This window comes from Citrobacter sp. wls615, assembly GCF_005281355.1.
In the GTDB taxonomy this organism is placed as follows: domain Bacteria; phylum Pseudomonadota; class Gammaproteobacteria; order Enterobacterales; family Enterobacteriaceae; genus Citrobacter; species Citrobacter werkmanii.
The window spans coordinates 14,464-31,643 of the sequence record NZ_SZXM01000021.1; the positions used below are offsets into that span (position 1 = coordinate 14,464).

The 17,180-nt window shown below is 52.6% G+C and carries 15 protein-coding genes and 4 tRNA genes; 11 read left to right on the forward strand and 8 right to left on the reverse strand.

Annotation, left to right across the window (positions count from 1 at the left end; all coding sequences use genetic code 11):
* Positions 1–3: 3 nt before the first annotated feature.
* Positions 4–1,503 carry a sugar ABC transporter ATP-binding protein gene (locus FDX04_RS06885; protein ID WP_061382373.1) on the reverse strand — a complete coding sequence of 500 codons (1,500 nt, stop codon included), beginning with the start codon at positions 1,501–1,503 and terminating at the stop codon, positions 4–6.
* Positions 1,504–1,968: 465 nt separating this feature from the next.
* Between FDX04_RS06885 and fucI the strand changes: the two genes are divergently transcribed.
* The 4 genes from fucI to fucR all read left to right on the forward strand — a co-directional run bounded on the left by fucI (position 1,969) and on the right by fucR (position 6,468).
* Positions 1,969–3,744 carry an L-fucose isomerase gene (gene fucI / locus FDX04_RS06890; protein WP_061382374.1) on the forward strand — a complete coding sequence of 592 codons (1,776 nt, stop codon included), beginning with the start codon at positions 1,969–1,971 and terminating at the stop codon, positions 3,742–3,744.
* 104 nt (positions 3,745–3,848) lie between these two features.
* The gene (fucK, locus tag FDX04_RS06895) at positions 3,849–5,267 is read left to right on the forward strand and encodes an L-fuculokinase (protein ID WP_137370682.1); all 1,419 of its coding nucleotides are present in this window, start codon (positions 3,849–3,851) and stop codon (positions 5,265–5,267) included.
* Position 5,268: 1 nt separating this feature from the next.
* Positions 5,269–5,691 carry an L-fucose mutarotase gene (gene fucU / locus FDX04_RS06900; protein ID WP_003840383.1) on the forward strand — a complete coding sequence of 141 codons (423 nt, stop codon included), beginning with the start codon at positions 5,269–5,271 and terminating at the stop codon, positions 5,689–5,691.
* A gap of 57 nt (positions 5,692–5,748) precedes the next feature.
* Positions 5,749–6,468 carry an L-fucose operon activator gene (fucR, locus tag FDX04_RS06905; RefSeq protein ID WP_137361259.1) on the forward strand — a complete coding sequence of 240 codons (720 nt, stop codon included), beginning with the start codon at positions 5,749–5,751 and terminating at the stop codon, positions 6,466–6,468.
* Between the two features lie 43 nt (positions 6,469–6,511).
* On the opposite strand, the gene rlmM is transcribed toward fucR, so the two are convergent.
* From rlmM to FDX04_RS06925, 4 genes are all read right to left on the reverse strand, one after another.
* Complete coding sequence (gene rlmM / locus FDX04_RS06910) at positions 6,512–7,612, reverse strand: 23S rRNA (cytidine(2498)-2'-O)-methyltransferase RlmM (protein WP_038633266.1); 1,101 nt, start codon at positions 7,610–7,612, stop codon at positions 6,512–6,514.
* Positions 7,605–8,000: a DUF423 domain-containing protein gene (locus FDX04_RS06915; protein WP_003034037.1), complete on the reverse strand. Its 396-nt coding sequence runs from the start codon at positions 7,998–8,000 to the stop codon at positions 7,605–7,607. Before FDX04_RS06915 ends, rlmM begins: the two co-directional genes overlap by 8 nt.
* A gap of 18 nt (positions 8,001–8,018) precedes the next feature.
* The gene (gcvA, locus tag FDX04_RS06920; RefSeq protein WP_038633269.1) at positions 8,019–8,936 is read right to left on the reverse strand and encodes a glycine cleavage system transcriptional regulator GcvA; all 918 of its coding nucleotides are present in this window, start codon (positions 8,934–8,936) and stop codon (positions 8,019–8,021) included.
* A gap of 362 nt (positions 8,937–9,298) precedes the next feature.
* Positions 9,299–9,526 (reverse strand): YgdI/YgdR family lipoprotein, encoded by a 228-nt coding sequence (locus FDX04_RS06925; protein ID WP_016154261.1) that lies wholly within the window; start codon positions 9,524–9,526, stop codon positions 9,299–9,301.
* A 192-nt stretch (positions 9,527–9,718) separates the two neighbouring features.
* Between FDX04_RS06925 and csdA the strand changes: the two genes are divergently transcribed.
* Both csdA and csdE read left to right on the forward strand, forming a co-directional pair.
* The gene (gene csdA, locus FDX04_RS06930; protein ID WP_137361260.1) at positions 9,719–10,924 is read left to right on the forward strand and encodes a cysteine desulfurase CsdA; all 1,206 of its coding nucleotides are present in this window, start codon (positions 9,719–9,721) and stop codon (positions 10,922–10,924) included.
* Positions 10,924–11,370, forward strand: a complete 447-nt coding sequence (gene csdE, locus FDX04_RS06935; RefSeq protein WP_137361261.1) for a cysteine desulfurase sulfur acceptor subunit CsdE — start codon at positions 10,924–10,926, stop codon at positions 11,368–11,370. The genes csdA and csdE overlap by 1 nt, the downstream gene beginning before the upstream one ends.
* A gap of 78 nt (positions 11,371–11,448) precedes the next feature.
* On the opposite strand, the gene tcdA is transcribed toward csdE, so the two are convergent.
* Together tcdA and mltA are read right to left on the reverse strand one after the other, a co-directional pair.
* A complete protein-coding gene (tcdA, locus tag FDX04_RS06940; RefSeq protein ID WP_042310757.1) occupies positions 11,449–12,255 on the reverse strand; it encodes a tRNA cyclic N6-threonylcarbamoyladenosine(37) synthase TcdA in 807 nt (268 codons plus the stop codon).
* A 134-nt stretch (positions 12,256–12,389) separates the two neighbouring features.
* Positions 12,390–13,487: a murein transglycosylase A gene (mltA, locus tag FDX04_RS06945; RefSeq protein ID WP_137349455.1), complete on the reverse strand. Its 1,098-nt coding sequence runs from the start codon at positions 13,485–13,487 to the stop codon at positions 12,390–12,392.
* Between the two features lie 205 nt (positions 13,488–13,692).
* Here mltA and FDX04_RS06950 point away from each other — a divergent pair.
* From FDX04_RS06950 to FDX04_RS06965, 4 genes are all read left to right on the forward strand, one after another.
* Positions 13,693–13,769, forward strand: a tRNA-Met gene (locus FDX04_RS06950).
* A 48-nt stretch (positions 13,770–13,817) separates the two neighbouring features.
* Positions 13,818–13,894, forward strand: a tRNA-Met gene (locus tag FDX04_RS06955).
* Positions 13,895–13,942: 48 nt separating this feature from the next.
* Positions 13,943–14,019: transfer RNA gene (locus tag FDX04_RS06960), tRNA-Met, on the forward strand.
* A gap of 151 nt (positions 14,020–14,170) precedes the next feature.
* Positions 14,171–14,247 (forward strand) — tRNA-Met (locus tag FDX04_RS06965).
* A 75-nt stretch (positions 14,248–14,322) separates the two neighbouring features.
* On the opposite strand, the gene amiC is transcribed toward FDX04_RS06965, so the two are convergent.
* Positions 14,323–15,576, reverse strand: coding sequence for an N-acetylmuramoyl-L-alanine amidase AmiC (gene amiC, locus FDX04_RS06970; RefSeq protein WP_042310761.1), 1,254 nt, complete (start codon positions 15,574–15,576; stop codon positions 14,323–14,325).
* Positions 15,577–15,810: 234 nt separating this feature from the next.
* Here amiC and argA point away from each other — a divergent pair, with 234 nt between their 5' ends.
* Positions 15,811–17,142: an amino-acid N-acetyltransferase gene (gene argA, locus FDX04_RS06975; RefSeq protein WP_061382378.1), complete on the forward strand. Its 1,332-nt coding sequence runs from the start codon at positions 15,811–15,813 to the stop codon at positions 17,140–17,142.
* Positions 17,143–17,180 lie beyond the last annotated feature (38 nt).

The following is a 17,180-nucleotide window of genomic DNA, read 5'->3' on the forward strand; positions in this document are numbered from 1 at the left end:
AAGTTAGTCCTCTAACGTCGCATATTGCATGATTTTTTCTTGTGTGGCGTCATCAGAAGCTAGCTCTCCGGTAATACGCCCATTACGCATCACTAAAATGCGATCGCACATACCCAGCACTTCCGGTAATTCAGAGGAGATCATGATAATTGATTTCCCTTTTGCCACCAGCCGATTCATTAATTCATAAATTTCAAGTTTGGCCCCCACATCAATCCCGCGAGTGGGTTCATCAAAGATGAGAATATCGGTGTCTTTACACACCCATCGGGCAATAATAATTTTCTGCTGATTACCACCACTTAAATTCAAGGCAGCTTGCTCTAAATGTGGTGTTTTAATGCGTAGGGCTTTAACCTGTTCCTCGCTGGTTTTCTGGCAACGTGTGCTGTCCACATTGCCAAAACGATCGGAATACTCAGGGTAATTGCCCAACATAATATTGCGCTCAACGGACAGTCCTAATGCCAGTCCCTCTTTTTTCCTGTCCTCGGTTAAATAGCTGATACCCTGTTGGATAGCATCAGGAATATCTTTAATCACCGTAACTTTACCGTTTAGCTTGAGGGTTCCACCATCAATGGGATCCGCGCCAAAAATCGCCCGTGCCAGCTCAGTACGCCCTGCGCCCATCAGGCCGGCGAAGCCCAGGATTTCTCCTTGGTAAAGCGTGAAATCGATATTGTTCAATACACCATTGCGCGTTAGCCCACTCACTTCCAACACGGGCTTACGTTGAGCCAAAGGTTTACGGCGAGGATAAATATTACCGAGGTCGCGCCCGACCATCATGGCAATCAGGTCGCTAATTTTGACCGCATCATAATCCACGGTGGCAATAAACTGCCCATCGCGCATTACCGTAGCGCGATCGGCTATCAGCGCCAGCTCCTCCAGTCGGTGCGAGATGTAAACAATGCCAGTCCCCTGTTCTTTCAATAAACGGGTTACCTGAAATAAGCTGTCGATTTCCGTTTCCGTAAGTGCTGCCGTAGGTTCATCCATAATAAGAATCTTGGCATTGACCGATATCGCTTTAGCTATCTCAACCATTTGTTGTTGAGCAACGGTCAAATCGGCAACCAGCGTATCTGGCGCGATATTCAGGTTTAACTTTTGCAAAATATCGATAGCAGCCTGTCGCTGTTGTTTTTCATCCAGACGCCAGCGATTATTTTTGCAAAACTCCCTGCCAATAAATATATTTTCTTCAACGGTGAGTTCAGGGAAGAGGTTAAATTCCTGATGAATAATCGTGATACCTGCACTTTGTGCACTTAACGGGTTAGCGAAAGTAACCGGCTGCCCCTCAAAAATAATATCCCCTTCATCAGGCTGATAAACACCGGATAAGATCTTCATCAACGTAGACTTTCCTGCGCCATTCTCACCCAGCAGCGCATGAACCTCACCTTTGCGTAAAGCAAAATCCACATTACTCAACGCTAATACGCCGGGAAAACGTTTCGTAATATGACTCATCTGTAAAAATGTTTCAGACATTGCTGCTTTCCTCAATATACAGAAACTGCAGTCAGTGAATCAGGCGAAAACAAGATTGCCAGAGAGCCATCGTCACCGTTAATGCGAATACTACTTACAAGTTCATATGCGTTTTATCAATCATGCTAACTCGAGTTAGCGAAGTGCCTTTTAAAGCTATTTTAGCTACTCAAATTAGCCAAATCATTTGGTTTAAAACTGTGATGCTGAACAGACAATTTATTATATATTCATGATTTAAAAGGCTTTTATTAAAAATCTGCATGTTTTTTTATTTGACGCAGATCGAATTTTAACCACTTCTCGTGAAGCCTCTCACAGTTCCATAACAAAAAAGTTGTGTAAAAAACTCTCCAATACCTAAGCTAACTCGAGTTAGCAAAAATGGGTAATTCAGCCAACTGCGACAGTGGTGTCCAACATCCGCTTTTGCAGCACGGCACAAAGTGAGATGAGGAACCTCGAATGAGAAAAAATAGCTTACCGAAGATTGGTATCCGCCCGGTTATTGATGGTCGTCGTATGGGGGTACGTGAGTCGCTTGAAGAGCAAACCATGAATATGGCGAAAGCCACCGCCGCGCTTATTACGGAAAAACTTCGCCATGCCTGTGGCGCACAAATTGAATGTGTAATTGCCGACACCTGTATTGCCGGTCTGGCGGAATCCGCAGCCTGTGAAGAAAAGTTCAGCAGCCAAAATGTTGGCGTAACGATTACCGTTACCCCTTGCTGGTGCTACGGCAGCGAAACCATCGACATGGATCCGATGCGTCCGAAAGCTATCTGGGGCTTTAACGGCACAGAACGCCCTGGCGCCGTTTATCTTGCTGCCGCGCTGGCTGCGCATAATCAAAAAGGTCTGCCCGCGTTCTCCATTTACGGTCACGACGTACAGGATGCCGGCGACACCACCATCCCCGCCGACGTCGAAGAAAAACTGCTGCGTTTCACCCGGGCGGGCTTAGCCGTTGCCAGCATGAAAGGTAAAAGCTATTTATCCGTAGGCGGCGTTTCTATGGGCATCGCCGGTTCTATTGTCGATCATAACTTCTTTGAATCCTGGCTGGGAATGAAGGTTCAACCTGTTGATATGACTGAACTTCGCCGTCGAATTGACCAGAAAATTTATGACGAAGCTGAACTGGATATCGCACTGGCGTGGGCAGACAAGCATTTCCGCTACGGCGAAGATCAGAACGCGCAACAGTATAAGCGTAACGAAGAACAGAGCCGCGCAGTACTGAAAGAAAGCCTGCTGATGGCGATGTGCATCCGCGACATGATGCAAGGCAATCAGAAACTAGCAGACAAAGGTCGTGTTGAAGAATCGCTGGGTTACAACGCAATTGCCGCAGGCTTCCAGGGCCAGCGTCACTGGACGGATCAATATCCAAACGGCGACACTGCCGAAGCACTGCTGAATAGCTCCTTCGACTGGAATGGCGTGCGTGAGCCGTTCGTTGTCGCGACTGAAAACGACAGTCTCAACGGCGTAGCGATGCTGTTTGGTCACCAGCTCACCGGTACAGCACAGGTTTTTGCTGATGTGCGCACCTTCTGGTCGCCAGAGGCGGTGGAGCGTGTCACGGGTAAACCGCTGACCGGGCTGGCTGAGCACGGCATTATTCACCTGATTAACTCCGGCTCGGCAGCACTGGATGGTTCCTGCAAGCAGCGCGATGGCGAAGGGAAACCAACCATGAAGCCGCACTGGGAAATCTCGCAGAAAGAGGCTGATGATTGTCTGGCGGCGACCGAATGGTGTCCGGCTATTCACGAATACTTCCGCGGCGGCGGTTATTCCTCTCGCTTCCTGACCGAGGGCGGTGTGCCATTCACCATGACTCGCATCAACATCATCAAAGGGTTAGGACCGGTACTGCAAATCGCCGAAGGCTGGAGCGTGGAGTTACCAAAAGAGGTGCATGCTCAGCTTGATGCGCGTACTAACTCGACCTGGCCGACCACCTGGTTTGCCCCGCGCTTAACCGGTAAAGGTCCATTCAGCGATGTCTATTCCGTCATGGCTAACTGGGGCGCAAACCACGGTGTGCTGACGATTGGTCACGTCGGCGCGGACTTTATTACGCTTGCCGCCATGCTGCGTATTCCGGTTTGCATGCACAACGTGGAAGACGAAAAAATCTATCGTCCTTCAGCCTGGGCGGCCCACGGTATGGATAGCGAAGGCCAGGATTATCGTGCCTGCCAAAACTACGGCCCGCTGTATAAGCGTTAATGCGACTCCGCCCGGTGGCGCAAGCTTACCGGGCCTACAGGAGCACAACGTGTAGGTCGGATAAGGCGTTTACGCCGCCATCCGGCAACGTCTCGGGAGCGATTATGAAACAAGACGTTATTCTGGTCCTCGATTGTGGCGCAACCAACGTGCGGGCCATTGCCGTTGACCAACAGGGAAAAATTATCGCCCGCGCCTCAACGCCCAACGCCAGTGATATTGCCGTGGAGAACGGCGCCTGGCATCAGTGGTCGCTGGAAGCCATTTTGCAACGCTTCGCCGACTGCTGTCAGCGGCTCTCCACGCAACTGGTCAATTGCCGTATCTGCGGGATCGCCGTCACCACCTTCGGCGTAGACGGTGCGCTGGTCGATCAACACGGCAGGCAGTTATATCCGGTAATCAGTTGGAAGTGCCCGCGCACCGCAGCTGTGATGGAAAACATCCATCGCTACATGTCGCCCCAGCAACTGCAGGAAATCTCCGGCGTCGGCGCGTTCAGCTTCAACACGCTGTATAAACTGGTGTGGCTGAAAGAAAACCATCCACAACTGCTCGAACAGGCACACGCCTGGCTGTTTATTTCGTCGCTTATCAACCACCGTTTAACCGGCGAGTTCACCACAGATATCACTATGGCGGGCACCAGCCAGATGCTGAACATCCAGCAACGCGATTTCAGTGATGACATTTTGCAGGCAACCGGCATACCGCGCCGACTGTTTCCACGTCTGGTGGAAGCGGGCGAACAGATTGGGGCACTGCAACACGAGGCCGCCAGCCTGCTCGGGCTGCCAGTGGGTATTCCGGTGATATCTGCTGGGCACGACACGCAGTTTGCGCTGTTTGGCGCGGGGGCTCAGCCAGACGAACCGGTGCTCTCTTCCGGTACATGGGAAATTCTGATGGTGCGCAGTGCGCAGGTGGACACCTCTCTGCTCAGCCGTTATGCGGGTTCCACTTGTGAATTAGATAGCCAGGCCGGACTGTACAATCCCGGCATGCAGTGGCTGGCCTCCGGTGTACTCGAATGGGTGCGTAAGCTGTTTTGGACTGCCGAAACGCCCTGGCAGACGCTGATTGACGAAGCCCGGTCCATTCCTGCTGGCGCAGAAGGCGTCAAGATGCACTGCAACCTGCTGACCTCTCAGAATGCGGGCTGGCAAGGGGTTACGCTCAATACCACCCGCGGGCATTTTTATCGTGCCGCGCTGGAAGGACTGACAGAACAGTTGCAGCGGAATTTGCACACGCTGGAAAAAATCGGTCATTTCCAGGCCTCTGAATTGTTATTGGTTGGCGGGGGCAGCCGTAACGCATTGTGGAACCAGATTAAAGCGAACGTTCTCGGGATCCCTGTCAAAGTGCTGGATGACGCCGAAACCACTGTGGCAGGCGCCGCGATGTTTGCCTGGTCAGGTATGGGTGAATTTACCTCCCCGGAACAGGCTCGTGCCCAGGTGCGCTACCAGTACCGTTACTTCTATCCGCAAACCGAATCCGAACTGACAGGAGTCGAGTAACATGCTCAAAACGATATCACCCTTAATTTCTCCCGACCTGCTGAAGGTGCTGGCTGAGATGGGTCACGGCGATGAGATTATCTTTTCCGATGCCCATTTTCCGGCTCACAGCATGGGACCGCAGGTGATTCGCGCCGACGGTCTGCTGGTCAGCGATCTGCTGCAGGCGATTATTCCGCTTTTTGAACTGGACAGCTACGCCCCGCCGCTGGTGATGATGGCCGCAGTAGAAGGCGACGCTCTCGATCCTGACGTCGAGGCTCGCTATCGTCAGGCGCTTTCCTTGCAGGCCCCCTGCCCAGACATCACGCGTATTGACCGCTATGCCTTTTACGAACGCGCGCAAAAGGCGTTTGCGATCGTTATCACAGGAGAGCGGGCAAAGTACGGGAATATTCTTTTAAAAAAAGGGGTAACGCCATAATCTCTGGTCAGAATGCCCGTCTGATACGGGCATTCTGCATAAGATGAGGATCAGAACATGAAAGCGGCGCGCCAGCAGGCAATTGTAGATCTGCTTACCCACCACAAAAGCCTGACAACCGAAGCCCTGTCTTTGCAGCTAAACGTCAGCAAAGAGACCATCCGCCGCGATCTCAGTGAATTACAAACCCAGGGCAAAGTGCTACGCAATCACGGGCGGGCCAAGGCCATTCATCGGAAAAATCAGGACAGTGGCGACCCGTTTCATATTCGACTCAAAAGTCACTATGCGCACAAAGCGGATATTGCGCGGGAAGCGCTGGCATGGATTGAAGAAGGAATGGTGATCGCCTTAGACGCCAGCTCAACCTGCTGGTATCTGGCGCGTCAGCTACCGGACATCGACATTCTCGTTTTCACCAACAGCCAACCCATTTGCCAGGAATTAGCTAAACGCGAACACATTCAGCTCATCAGCTCTGGCGGCCGCCTTGAACGTAAATACGGCTGTTATGTTAATTCCGCGCTCATCTCGCAGCTAAAATCCCTCGATATCGATCTGTTTATTTTTTCCTGCGAAGGGATCGACAGCGATGGCGCGCTCTGGGACTCCAATGCCACCAACGCAGAATTCAAATCCATTCTGCTTAAGCGCGCATCGCAATCTTTATTGCTGATCGATAAAAGTAAGTTTAATCGTTCCGGGGAGGCCCGGATTGGGCATCTGGATGATGTGACGCATATCGTGTCAGATACACAGCTGATTGAAACAACATAGACCGGATAAGACGTTTACGCCGCCATCCGATCTATGTTTAGCGTTATCGCTCGTCCCGACGACCGCCGACGGCCGCCCACAGACGACGCACGTGTACGGTCACTTCTTCCCGATCATGATACAGCTGACGTGCCTGCATCTGGGCATTGACGCCATGCTCATCAAGCTGTGCCTGGATATAGGCCAGATTCTGCGATACCTCTTCATAACGTTTTTTCATCGGCAGCTTGAGGTTGAAGATCGTCTCGCGACACCAGCCGTTGACCAGCCACTGCGCCATCAGCGCGGCAACCTTCGCTGGCTTCTCCACCATGTCGCACACCATCCATGAGATGTTGTTACGATTCGGGCGATACTTAAATCCGTCTTCGCGCAGCCAGGTGACTTGCCCTGTATCCATCAGGCTTTGCGCCATCGGACCGTTATCCACGGAATAAACCCACATGTTGCGTTTAACCAGTTGATAGGTCCAACCGCCCGGACATGCGCCTAAATCCACGGCATACATGCCGTTGGCCAGACGCTCGTCCCACTCATCTTCTGGTATGAACACATGCAGCGCCTCTTCCAGCTTCAGCGTTGAGCGGCTCGGCGCATCGGCCGGGAACTTCAGGCGCGGAATCCCCATGTAGAACGGGGAGTTATTGTCAGGCCAGGAATAACCGGTATAACAACAGCCAGGAGCGATAAAGAAAACGTGAACCACCGGACGTTTCGGTGTTTCATATTTTGCCAGTACGCCCGCTTCACGCAGCGCCGCGCGCAGCGGTACGGTAAATTTACGGCAGAACTTAACCAGCTCTTTGCTTTCATTGGTGTCGGCGACTTCGACCCGCAGATCGCCGCCTTTTTCCACCACGCCCTGCAACATGCCGACAATTGGCGTAATACGATCTTCCGGCGGTAAATATTGCAGCAGTTCGCCCACAACAAACATCTGACGGGCAAAAATCAGCGAGCTAAACGGCAGTTCTTTCACTAACTTTTCGGCATCGTCCTGCTGATAGCATTCGAAGATCACATAGCCCGCATTGTCTTTTACGCGGGCGAAACCGAAGATTTCCCGACGTCCTGCTTTATCCGTAATTTCTGCGGCGCACTCTTTTTCAAAACCCGGGCGACACAACAATACAACCTTATTCATGGCTAACGCCCTTACGTTTCAATCGAATAGCGCCCACTAGCATCAGCGCCCAGCCTACAAGGAAGCTGAAACCGCCGACGGGGGTAACAAACGCCCACAGGCGTAAATGAGAGAGCGCGAGGCAATACAGGCTGCCGCTAAACAGCACCGTCCCTAATGCCAGGAACACGCTACTCCAGTAAAACCAAATGCTAATGCGTCGCTGCATGGCGACGGCCAGCCCGAAGATAGCCAGCGTATGAAACGCCTGATACTCAAGGCCAGTCTGGATCCAACCCATTTCTACAACACCAAGAGTTTTACTCAGAACATGTGCCCCAAAGGCGCCCAACGCCACAAAGATAAAACCACTTACGGCGGCAAAAATCAGCATAAAACGGCTGGTCATGTTAATACCCTACGTAATTTATTGTTCATAACGAAAGCGGAATTTTTCTTGTTCCGAGGCCGCTTTCGCCAGTATCCACTGACGGAAGGCGGCTATTTTACCCAGTTCTGCCTGACTGTCATGACAAACCAGATAAAACGCGTTTTTGCTGACCAGAACATCGTTAAACGGACAGACCAGACGTCCGGCTTCAATTTCGGACTGCGCCATGACGTTATTCGCCAGCGCAATCCCCTGTCCATGGATAGCAGCCTGTAGCACCATGGCGCTATGGCTGAAGATAGGTCCCTGCTGTACGTTAATATGATTCAGGCCAAGCTGGCGCGTATAGGCTTGCCAGTCACGCCGCGACGCATCGTGCAACAATGTGTGTTTTGCCAGGTCATCCGGCGTCTTCAGTGGTTTATCACCGGTGAGTAACAGCGGCGAGCAGACCGGCAATAAATATTCTGCGTACAATTTTTCAACGCGCAGACCCGGCCAGTTGCCGCGTCCGTAGAAAATTGCCACATCAACATCATCAGCCAGTTTGTCTTCCTGACGGTCCACCGCCTGGATCCTGACATCGATTCCCGGATAAGCTGAGTTAAAGCTAGAGAGTCTGGGCACCAGCCATTGGATCGCGAAACTGGGCAATAAACTAACGGTAAGCGCACCTTTTGCACTGCGTGCCTGAAGTTTACGCGTCGCGTCAGTTAATTGCGAAAAAATCTCTTTGATGTCGAGGAAATAGCTTTGACCTTCTTCTGTTAACAACAGAGATCGATTGCGTCGACGAAACAGCTTCAGCCCCAGGAAATCCTCGAGTGACTTGATTTGGTGACTTACTGCGGCCTGCGTCACAAAAAGCTCTTCCGCTGCGCGGGTAAAGCTCAAATGGCGCGCTGCGGCATCAAAAACACGCAATGCATTTAGGGGTGGTAATCGTTTTGACATGACTTTTAGGCTTTGATGTTAAATGAATTTAACAATTATCTAACAGGATGTAACCTATTAGTTTTTTTTATCTGAGCCATTATAAATTGTCCGTTGAGGTTCTACCAGCAAATACCTATAGTGGCGGCACTTCCTGAAGCCGGAACGAAAAGTTTTATCGGAATGCGTGTTCTGGTGGGCTTTTGGCTTACGGTTGTGATGTTGTGTTGTTGTGTTTGCAATTGGTCTGCGATTCAGACCATGGTAGCAAAGCTACCCTTTTTCACTTCCTGTACATTTACCCTGTCTGTCCATAGTGATTAATGTAGCACCGCCAAATTGCGGTGCTTTTTTTTGTCCGACTTTATGTCGATGGCGACCGGTTAGTTATCCAGTTCTACCATCTCTTTCACATCGGTACGGTTGATCTGCTGTTTGTTGCCGTTAGCGTCTTTATACGAAATCATTCCCGTTTCATTGTCGGTCTGTGGCTTGCCATCAGATACGATTGATCGACCATCGTTGGTGTGCATCACGTAATTCGATCCAGAACAGGCGCTCAGGGCAAAAGTCAGCATACAGGCAGAGATAATTGCGGCAGTCTTTTTCATCTTCTTCTCCTTAAAGCGATTTATGCTATTAAAAACACACTCCGTAACAGGCAAAATTGCTCGCCTAACGCTATTTAGCATAAGACACTGTGAGGACTTTGCCAGGATATCCAGAGTATTCCGATGGTTAGCACAACTCTTGTGTCAGCGCCTGTTTTGCGCGACGATCGGTTTATTGAACTGAGGATGATCATGAACGCATTTAATCCCGCGCAGTTTCGTGCGCAATTTCCCGCACTCAACGATGCCGGCGTCTATCTCGACAGCGCTGCTACTGCACTGAAGCCGCAAGCCGTGATTGAGGCGACCCAGCAATTCTATAGCCTGAGCGCCGGGAACGTGCATCGCAGTCAGTTTGCCGAAGCGCAACGCCTGACCGCGCGCTATGAGGCCGCGCGGGAAAAAGCCGCACGCCTGATCAACGCCCCGGATGACAAAACGATAGTCTGGACCCGTGGCACGACGGAAGCTATCAATATGGTTGCCCAAAGCTATGCGCGGCCGCGCTTACGCCCGGGCGATGAGATTATCGTCAGCGTGGCGGAACATCATGCCAATCTCGTTCCCTGGCTGATGGTGGCTCAGCAAACGGGAGCCAGAGTAGTCAAACTCCCGCTCAACGCCCATTTGCTACCGGACGTCGAGCGTCTGGTTGAACTCATCACTCCGCGCAGTCGCATTCTGGCGCTGGGGCAGATGTCGAACGTTACCGGTGGTTGTCCGGATTTAGCCCGCGCCATTACGCTCGCCCATGCGGCTGGCATGGTGGTAATGGTTGATGGCGCGCAGGGAATTGTGCATTTCCCCGCCGACGTGCAGCAGTTAGATATTGATTTCTATGCCTTCTCGGGCCACAAGTTGTATGGCCCTACCGGTATTGGCGTACTGTATGGTAAGCCAGAATTACTGGAAGCCATGTCACCGTGGCTCGGCGGCGGCAAGATGATTAGCGAAGTCAGCTTTGACGGTTTCACTACCCAGGCGGCCCCCTGGAAGCTGGAGGCCGGTACGCCTAACGTAGCTGGCGTCATCGGGTTAAGCGCGGCGCTCGAATGGCTGGCGGATGTCGATGTTGCGCAGGCCGAAAACTGGAGCCGGGGTCTGGCGACGCTGGCAGAAGACGCCCTGGCGAAACGTCCCGGTTTTCGTTCCTTCCGTTGTCAGGACTCTAGTCTGTTAGCCTTTGATTTCGCTGGCGTTCATCACAGTGATATGGTGACGCTGCTGGCCGAATATGGCATTGCGCTGCGCGCAGGGCAACACTGCGCACAACCACTGCTGGCGGAGCTGGGCGTATCCGGGACCCTACGCGCCTCTTTTGCGCCCTATAATACGCAAAGTGATGTGGATGCGTTGGTCGCAGCCGTTGACCGCGCGCTGGAAATATTGGTGGATTAATGACAAGCCCTTTATTCGCCGGACACCCGTTTGGCACAACCGTAACTGAAGATACGTTGCGTACTACGTTTGCCCCGCTCACCCAGTGGGAGGATAAATATCGTCAGCTAATTCTGCTGGGCAAGCAGCTTCCGGCGCTGCCGGAGGCGCTAAGGGCGCAGGCAAAAGAGATTGCGGGATGCGAAAACCGCGTCTGGCTGGGATATACCCTGCACCAGAATGGCACTCTGCATTTCTTCGGCGACAGCGAAGGCCGTATTGTTCGCGGGCTGTTGGCGGTATTACTCACCGCCGTTGAAGGTAAAACCGCAGCGGAGTTACTGGCGCATTCACCGATGGCGTTATTTGACGAGTTAGGGTTAAGCGGGCAGCTCAGCGCCTCGCGGAGCCAGGGCCTGCATGCGTTGAACGAGGCGATTCTTGATGCTGCCCGGCAAGCCGGATAACGACGGCTGATGCGTCTTACCCGGCCTACAACACCGCACGAACCGTAGGTCGGATAAGCATAGTGCCATCCGACACAATCAACTCTGGCGCGCCGCTTTCGCCATCATCTTCTTCAGCGCATGGGAAACAGCAACAAAGCCAAAGGTAGCCGTCACCATGGTGGCGGCGCCAAACCCTGAGGCGCAATCCATACGTTTCGGCCCTTCCGCCGTCGCCTTCATGGCACACACCGAGCCATCTGCCTGCGGGTAAACCAGCGCCTCGGTCGAGAACACGCAGTCCACGCCCAGCTTGCCTTTACTGTTTTTCACCACGCCAAAATCACTCTTCAGTCGCTCACGCAGCTTGGCCGCCAGCGGATCCTGAATGGTTTTTGCCAGATCAACCACCTGAATCTGCGTCGGATCGATCTGCCCGCCCGCACCGCCGGTGGTTACCAGCGGAATCTTATTGCGCCGACAGTACGCAATGAGCGCCGCTTTCGGGCGCACGCTGTCAATCGCATCGATGACATACGAAAATCCCGCATTCATATATTCAGCAACGTTATCTGGCGTAACAAAATCATCGACCACGTTCACCCGGCACTCCGGGTTAATCTGGCGGATACGTTCCGCCATCACCTCAGCTTTCGCTAAACCAACGTTATCGCGCAGCGCATGGATCTGACGGTTAGTATTGGTGACGCAAACATCATCCATATCGATCAGCGTAATCGCGCCAATGCCGGTACGCGCCAGCGCTTCCGCCGCCCACGATCCCACACCGCCAATCCCGACCACGCAAACATGCGCTCCGGCAAATAACTGCAGCGCATTTTCGCCATATAGCCGCGCCGTGCCGCCAAAACGCTGACGCCAGGCGTCACTGATAACCACAGACATAGAACCTCAAATATAGAAAACAAAAAGAGCGGACAAATACCGCCCTTGATGACTGCATCACTGCCTGATGGCGGCTACGCCTTATCAGGCCTACACAGTAATGTAGGCCGGATAAGCGAAGCGCCATCCGGCAATTAACCGCTAAATACGTTACCCGCGTTGCCGGATGACTTCAGCACCCATACGCGGCCGTAGTGATTATACCACCCGGCACGATGTCCGGCGTCAGCGCCAATGCCCTGATAGATATCAAAGTGCTGGCCTTTAATCGCACCGCCCACGTCCAGCGCCACCATCAGGCGCAGTTCGTACTGACCGGTGAACTTACCGTTATTATCCAGCAAAGGAACTTCCGCCAGTAACGTGGTACCCGCAGGAATGATACTGCGATCAGAAGCCACGGATGCACGGCCAATCAGCGGTACCGCGCTGGCCCCTTTCACCGGCGCAAAAGATTGCGGCTTAAAGAAGACAAACGATGGGTTCTGCTCCAGTAGCTCACGCACTTCGGCCTCGCTGTGCGTTTCTCCCCAGTGGCGAATGGCCTGCATCGACATATCTTCTTTTTTCACTTCGCCACGGTCGATCAACACCTTCCCGATACTGCGGTAGGCATGGCCGTTTTTCCCGGCGTAGCTAAAGAAGTTAAGCGGGCTACCGTCGCCAAAATCGATATAGCCACTGCCCTGAACATCCATAATGAAGTTGTCCATCAGGGAGTTGCTGTACGCCAGAATATAATTATCGCTTAGCGCGCCTGCGTAGATCTCGGCACGAGACGGTAAACGCCCGCGTTTTGGCGGCATGCGGTAGATAGGATACTGGAACTCACCCTGACGCGTGTGGCGCGCCTGAATAACCGGCGTGTAATAACCCGTAAACTGAACGTTACCGTAATTGTCCGCCCCTTCCATTTGCCACGCGTCAATACCAAACTGACGCATGCTGCGCGTATCACCGCCCGCACGTAACCACTGCTGGATAGCGTTGTAGACGTTGCTCTGGTTACCGTACAAACGCGGCGAAGCGCTGCGGATCTGATTAACCTGCTCGGCGAAATCACCGGCATTGATTGGCGCGCCAACCGCATCAGGCTGGTTCACCAGTGAGAAAGGCTGGGTAAATTTCCCGTCTTTATACTGCTGCCCACGATCGGTGGGTTTTGAGGAACACGCGGCGAGCATCGCAACGACTGCTCCCGCCAGAAGATATTTTGCCCAACGTCCTTTCATTGTTCTCGTCTTATGTTGCCTGAATGCGAGACGAAGATAACAAACCCCCGTACCTAATGAAATGCGTATGCATACCCGAACGCAAATTTTGCGCAAAAAACAATCCAGAATGCGTTGTTTTTGTTCATTTTCACCCTTAAAACGTGATCAAGGTGAAAAAAGGGTTGCATGAAAATGCGAGCAGAGTATAGTGCGCATCCACGGACGCGGGGTGGAGCAGCCTGGTAGCTCGTCGGGCTCATAACCCGAAGGTCGTCAGTTCAAATCTGGCCCCCGCAACCAATTAAAATCAGAAGCAGTAACGTTACTCGATGGAAGAGTAATGACGGACGCGGGGTGGAGCAGCCTGGTAGCTCGTCGGGCTCATAACCCGAAGGTCGTCAGTTCAAATCTGGCCCCCGCAACCAATTAAAATCAGAAGCAGTAACGTTACTCGATGGAAGAGTAATGACGGACGCGGGGTGGAGCAGCCTGGTAGCTCGTCGGGCTCATAACCCGAAGGTCGTCGGTTCAAATCCGGCCCCCGCAACCAATCACATTTGCTGCAATATTTTTGCAAAGTAGTTCGAATCACAGCAAGGCGGCGACGCAGTGAATCCTTAGGAGCTTACTCCAGTAAGTGACTGAGGTGAACGAGGAAAGCCAACGCAGATGTGGTTTGAAATACGAAGCAAAAAGACGGACGCGGGGTGGAGCAGCCTGGTAGCTCGTCGGGCTCATAACCCGAAGGTCGTCGGTTCAAATCCGGCCCCCGCAACCAACACATTAAACACCTTAACGGGTGTTTTTTTGTATCTGTAGTTCGTTAAAAAAAGCGCTTTTCAGCGCTTTTTTGTTATCCCCTTCTCGCCAGCGTCGCACCATCGGCAAAGTAGGCTTTAATCCCTGCCAGAATCGACTCCGCCACTTCCTGCTGGAAGGTCGCCGTCTTCAGTTTACGCTCTTCTTCAACGTTACTGATAAATGCTGTTTCCACGAGGATAGAGGGAATATCCGGCGCTTTCAGCACCGCGAACCCGGCTTGCTCAACCTGATTCTTATGCAGGTTGTTAATTTTCCCGAGCTTATTCAGCACCGCTTTGCCAAACTTCAGGCTGTCGGCGATGGTCAGCGATTGCACCATATCGAACATGGTGTGGTCGACATAACGGTCACCGCTTTTGCTAACGCCACCGATGAGATCCGAGGCGTTCTGGGTTTGGGCCAGATATTTTGCCGCGGTACTGGTTGCCCCTTTCGTGGAGAGCGCAAACACCGATGAGCCGCTGGGTTGCCGGCTGGTAAAGGCATCGGCGTGAATAGAGACAAACAGGTCCGCACGCTGTTTCTGCGCTTTCGCCACACGCACTTTTAGCGGAATGAATATATCTTCATTACGCGTCATAAAGACCTTCATGTTGCCCTCTTTCTCAATAAGGGCTCGCAGGCGACGGGCAATTTGCAGTACCACATCTTTTTCACGCGTCTTGTATTTCCCCACCGCACCGGAGTCTTCTCCACCGTGCCCGGGATCCAGCATAATGACAATCGGACGATCGCGCCCCGCTTTACCCGGCTGCGGACCACTTTGCGCAGGCGGCACCTGTTTATCCAGATCGCCCTTGTTGTAATCTTCCAGCAACGCCAGCAGCGGGTCCTGAACATCCTGCGCATTGGCAGGATAAAGATCCATGACCAGACGCTCTTTAAAACCGGCTACGGGAGCCAGGGCAAAGAGTTGCGGCTTCACATTCTGTTTCAGCTCGAACACCATCCGCACGGTCTGCGGGTCAAATTGCCCGACTCTCGCCGACTTAATATAGGGATCGTCAGGACGAATCTGCGCGCCGATGCCCTTAAGCACCGAGTTCAAATTAACGCCTTCAATATCGACAACCACACGCTCAGGATTACTCAGGGCAAACTGTTTGTATTTCAGCAAACGGTTGGATTCCACCGTGACGCGGGTATAACTGGACGCCGGCCAGATACGTACGGCAACGACCTGACTCACGGCAGCCAGACCGACCTGACTGACGCTTAAAAGCCACATAGCACCCGCACCTTGCAGTAAACGACGGCGACTAATTGCTGAATTGGATCCCGACATGCTTCTCCCGAGCAAAAGAAATCTTTATTGAAGTAATACGTAAAACGTCCGAATTGACCGGAAACTTTAGCGAATGACGCATAATCTGTCATCTATAAAAGGGTAAACATTCTTTTTATATTCACGGCATTACTGAAAAAAATCTGCGGCATGGGTAAAAATTACGCTTGCGCACGGCGCCAAAACAGAATAAAAATACACAAATTACGAATAATAATGCAATGAGGGTGTGCCGTGGTGAAGGAGCGTAGAACCGAACTGGTACAGGGATTCCGCCATTCTGTTCCCTATATCAATACCCATCGGGGAAAAACGTTTGTCATTATGCTGGGCGGCGAAGCCATCGAGCATGAAAACTTTTCCAGTATCGTCAATGACATTGGGCTTCTTCATAGCCTCGGCATCCGCCTTGTCGTGGTCTATGGCGCACGACCGCAGATTGATGCCAATCTTGCGGCGCATCATCATGAACCGGTGTACCACAAAAATACGCGCGTCACCGACGCTAAAACGCTGGAGCTGGTCAAACAGGCTGCGGGATTACTTCAGCTTGATATTACAGCTCGCCTGTCGATGAGCCTGAATAATACGCCATTGCAGGGTGCGCATATCAATGTGGTCAGCGGGAATTTTATTATCTCCCAGCCGCTGGGCGTTGATGACGGCGTGGACTACTGCCATAGCGGGCGTATTCGTCGTATTGATGAAGAGGCCATTCACCGTCAACTGGACAGTGGCGCGATAGTCCTGATGGGACCAGTCGCCGTTTCCGTTACCGGTGAGAGCTTCAATCTGACGTCAGAAGAGGTCGCCACGCAGTTGGCTATCAAACTGAAAGCGGAGAAAATGATTGGTTTTTGCTCCTCCCAGGGGGTCACCAACGATGATGGCGATATTATTTCCGAATTGTTCCCTAACGAAGCCCAGGCGCGCGTCGAGTCACAGGAAGAGAAAGGTGACTACAGCTCAGGCACGGTGCGCTTCCTGCGCGGTGCGGTGAAAGCTTGTCGCAGTGGCGTACGCCGCTGCCACCTGATCAGCTATCAGGAAGATGGCGCATTGCTGCAGGAACTGTTCTCCCGCGATGGCATCGGTACGCAAATCGTGATGGAAAGCGCCGAGCAAATTCGCCGCGCCACCATTAACGATATCGGTGGCATTCTGGAGCTGATCCGTCCGCTGGAACAACAAGGCATTCTGGTCCGCCGCTCCCGCGAGCAACTGGAAATGGAGATCGACAAATTCACCATTATTCAGCGCGATAACCTGACTATCGCCTGTGCCGCTCTGTATCCTTTCCCTGAAGAGAGGATTGGCGAAATGGCGTGTGTGGCGGTACATCCGGACTACCGTAGTTCGTCACGCGGGGAAGTATTGCTGGAGCGGATCGCCGCGCAGGCCCGGCAAATGGGACTGAGTAAGCTGTTCGTACTGACCACCCGCAGCATCCACTGGTTCCAGGAGCGCGGCTTCACGCCAGTGGATATCGACCTGCTGCCGGAAAGCAAGAAAGAGATGTACAACTATCAGCGGCGCTCAAAAGTGCTGATGGCGGATTTGGGGTAAGAGTGGTTGCCGGATGCGGCATAACAGCCGCATCCGGC

Coding starts and splice junctions, on each gene's coding strand:
- FDX04_RS06925 (WP_016154261.1), bottom strand. CDS start 9,526: ATGAAAAAGACTGCCGCAATTATCTCTGCCTGTATGCTGACTTTTGCC.
- fucI (WP_061382374.1), top strand. CDS start 1,969: ATGAGAAAAAATAGCTTACCGAAGATTGGTATCCGCCCGGTTATTGAT.
- fucU (WP_003840383.1), top strand. CDS start 5,269: ATGCTCAAAACGATATCACCCTTAATTTCTCCCGACCTGCTGAAGGTG.
- FDX04_RS06915 (WP_003034037.1), bottom strand. CDS start 8,000: ATGACCAGCCGTTTTATGCTGATTTTTGCCGCCGTAAGTGGTTTTATC.
- rlmM (WP_038633266.1), bottom strand. CDS start 7,612: ATGAATAAGGTTGTATTGTTGTGTCGCCCGGGTTTTGAAAAAGAGTGC.
- fucR (WP_137361259.1), top strand. CDS start 5,749: ATGAAAGCGGCGCGCCAGCAGGCAATTGTAGATCTGCTTACCCACCAC.
- fucK (WP_137370682.1), top strand. CDS start 3,849: ATGAAACAAGACGTTATTCTGGTCCTCGATTGTGGCGCAACCAACGTG.
- FDX04_RS06885 (WP_061382373.1), bottom strand. CDS start 1,503: ATGTCTGAAACATTTTTACAGATGAGTCATATTACGAAACGTTTTCCC.
- csdA (WP_137361260.1), top strand. CDS start 9,719: ATGAACGCATTTAATCCCGCGCAGTTTCGTGCGCAATTTCCCGCACTC.
- gcvA (WP_038633269.1), bottom strand. CDS start 8,936: ATGTCAAAACGATTACCACCCCTAAATGCATTGCGTGTTTTTGATGCC.
- mltA (WP_137349455.1), bottom strand. CDS start 13,487: ATGAAAGGACGTTGGGCAAAATATCTTCTGGCGGGAGCAGTCGTTGCG.
- tcdA (WP_042310757.1), bottom strand. CDS start 12,255: ATGTCTGTGGTTATCAGTGACGCCTGGCGTCAGCGTTTTGGCGGCACG.
- csdE (WP_137361261.1), top strand. CDS start 10,924: ATGACAAGCCCTTTATTCGCCGGACACCCGTTTGGCACAACCGTAACT.
- amiC (WP_042310761.1), bottom strand. CDS start 15,576: ATGTCGGGATCCAATTCAGCAATTAGTCGCCGTCGTTTACTGCAAGGT.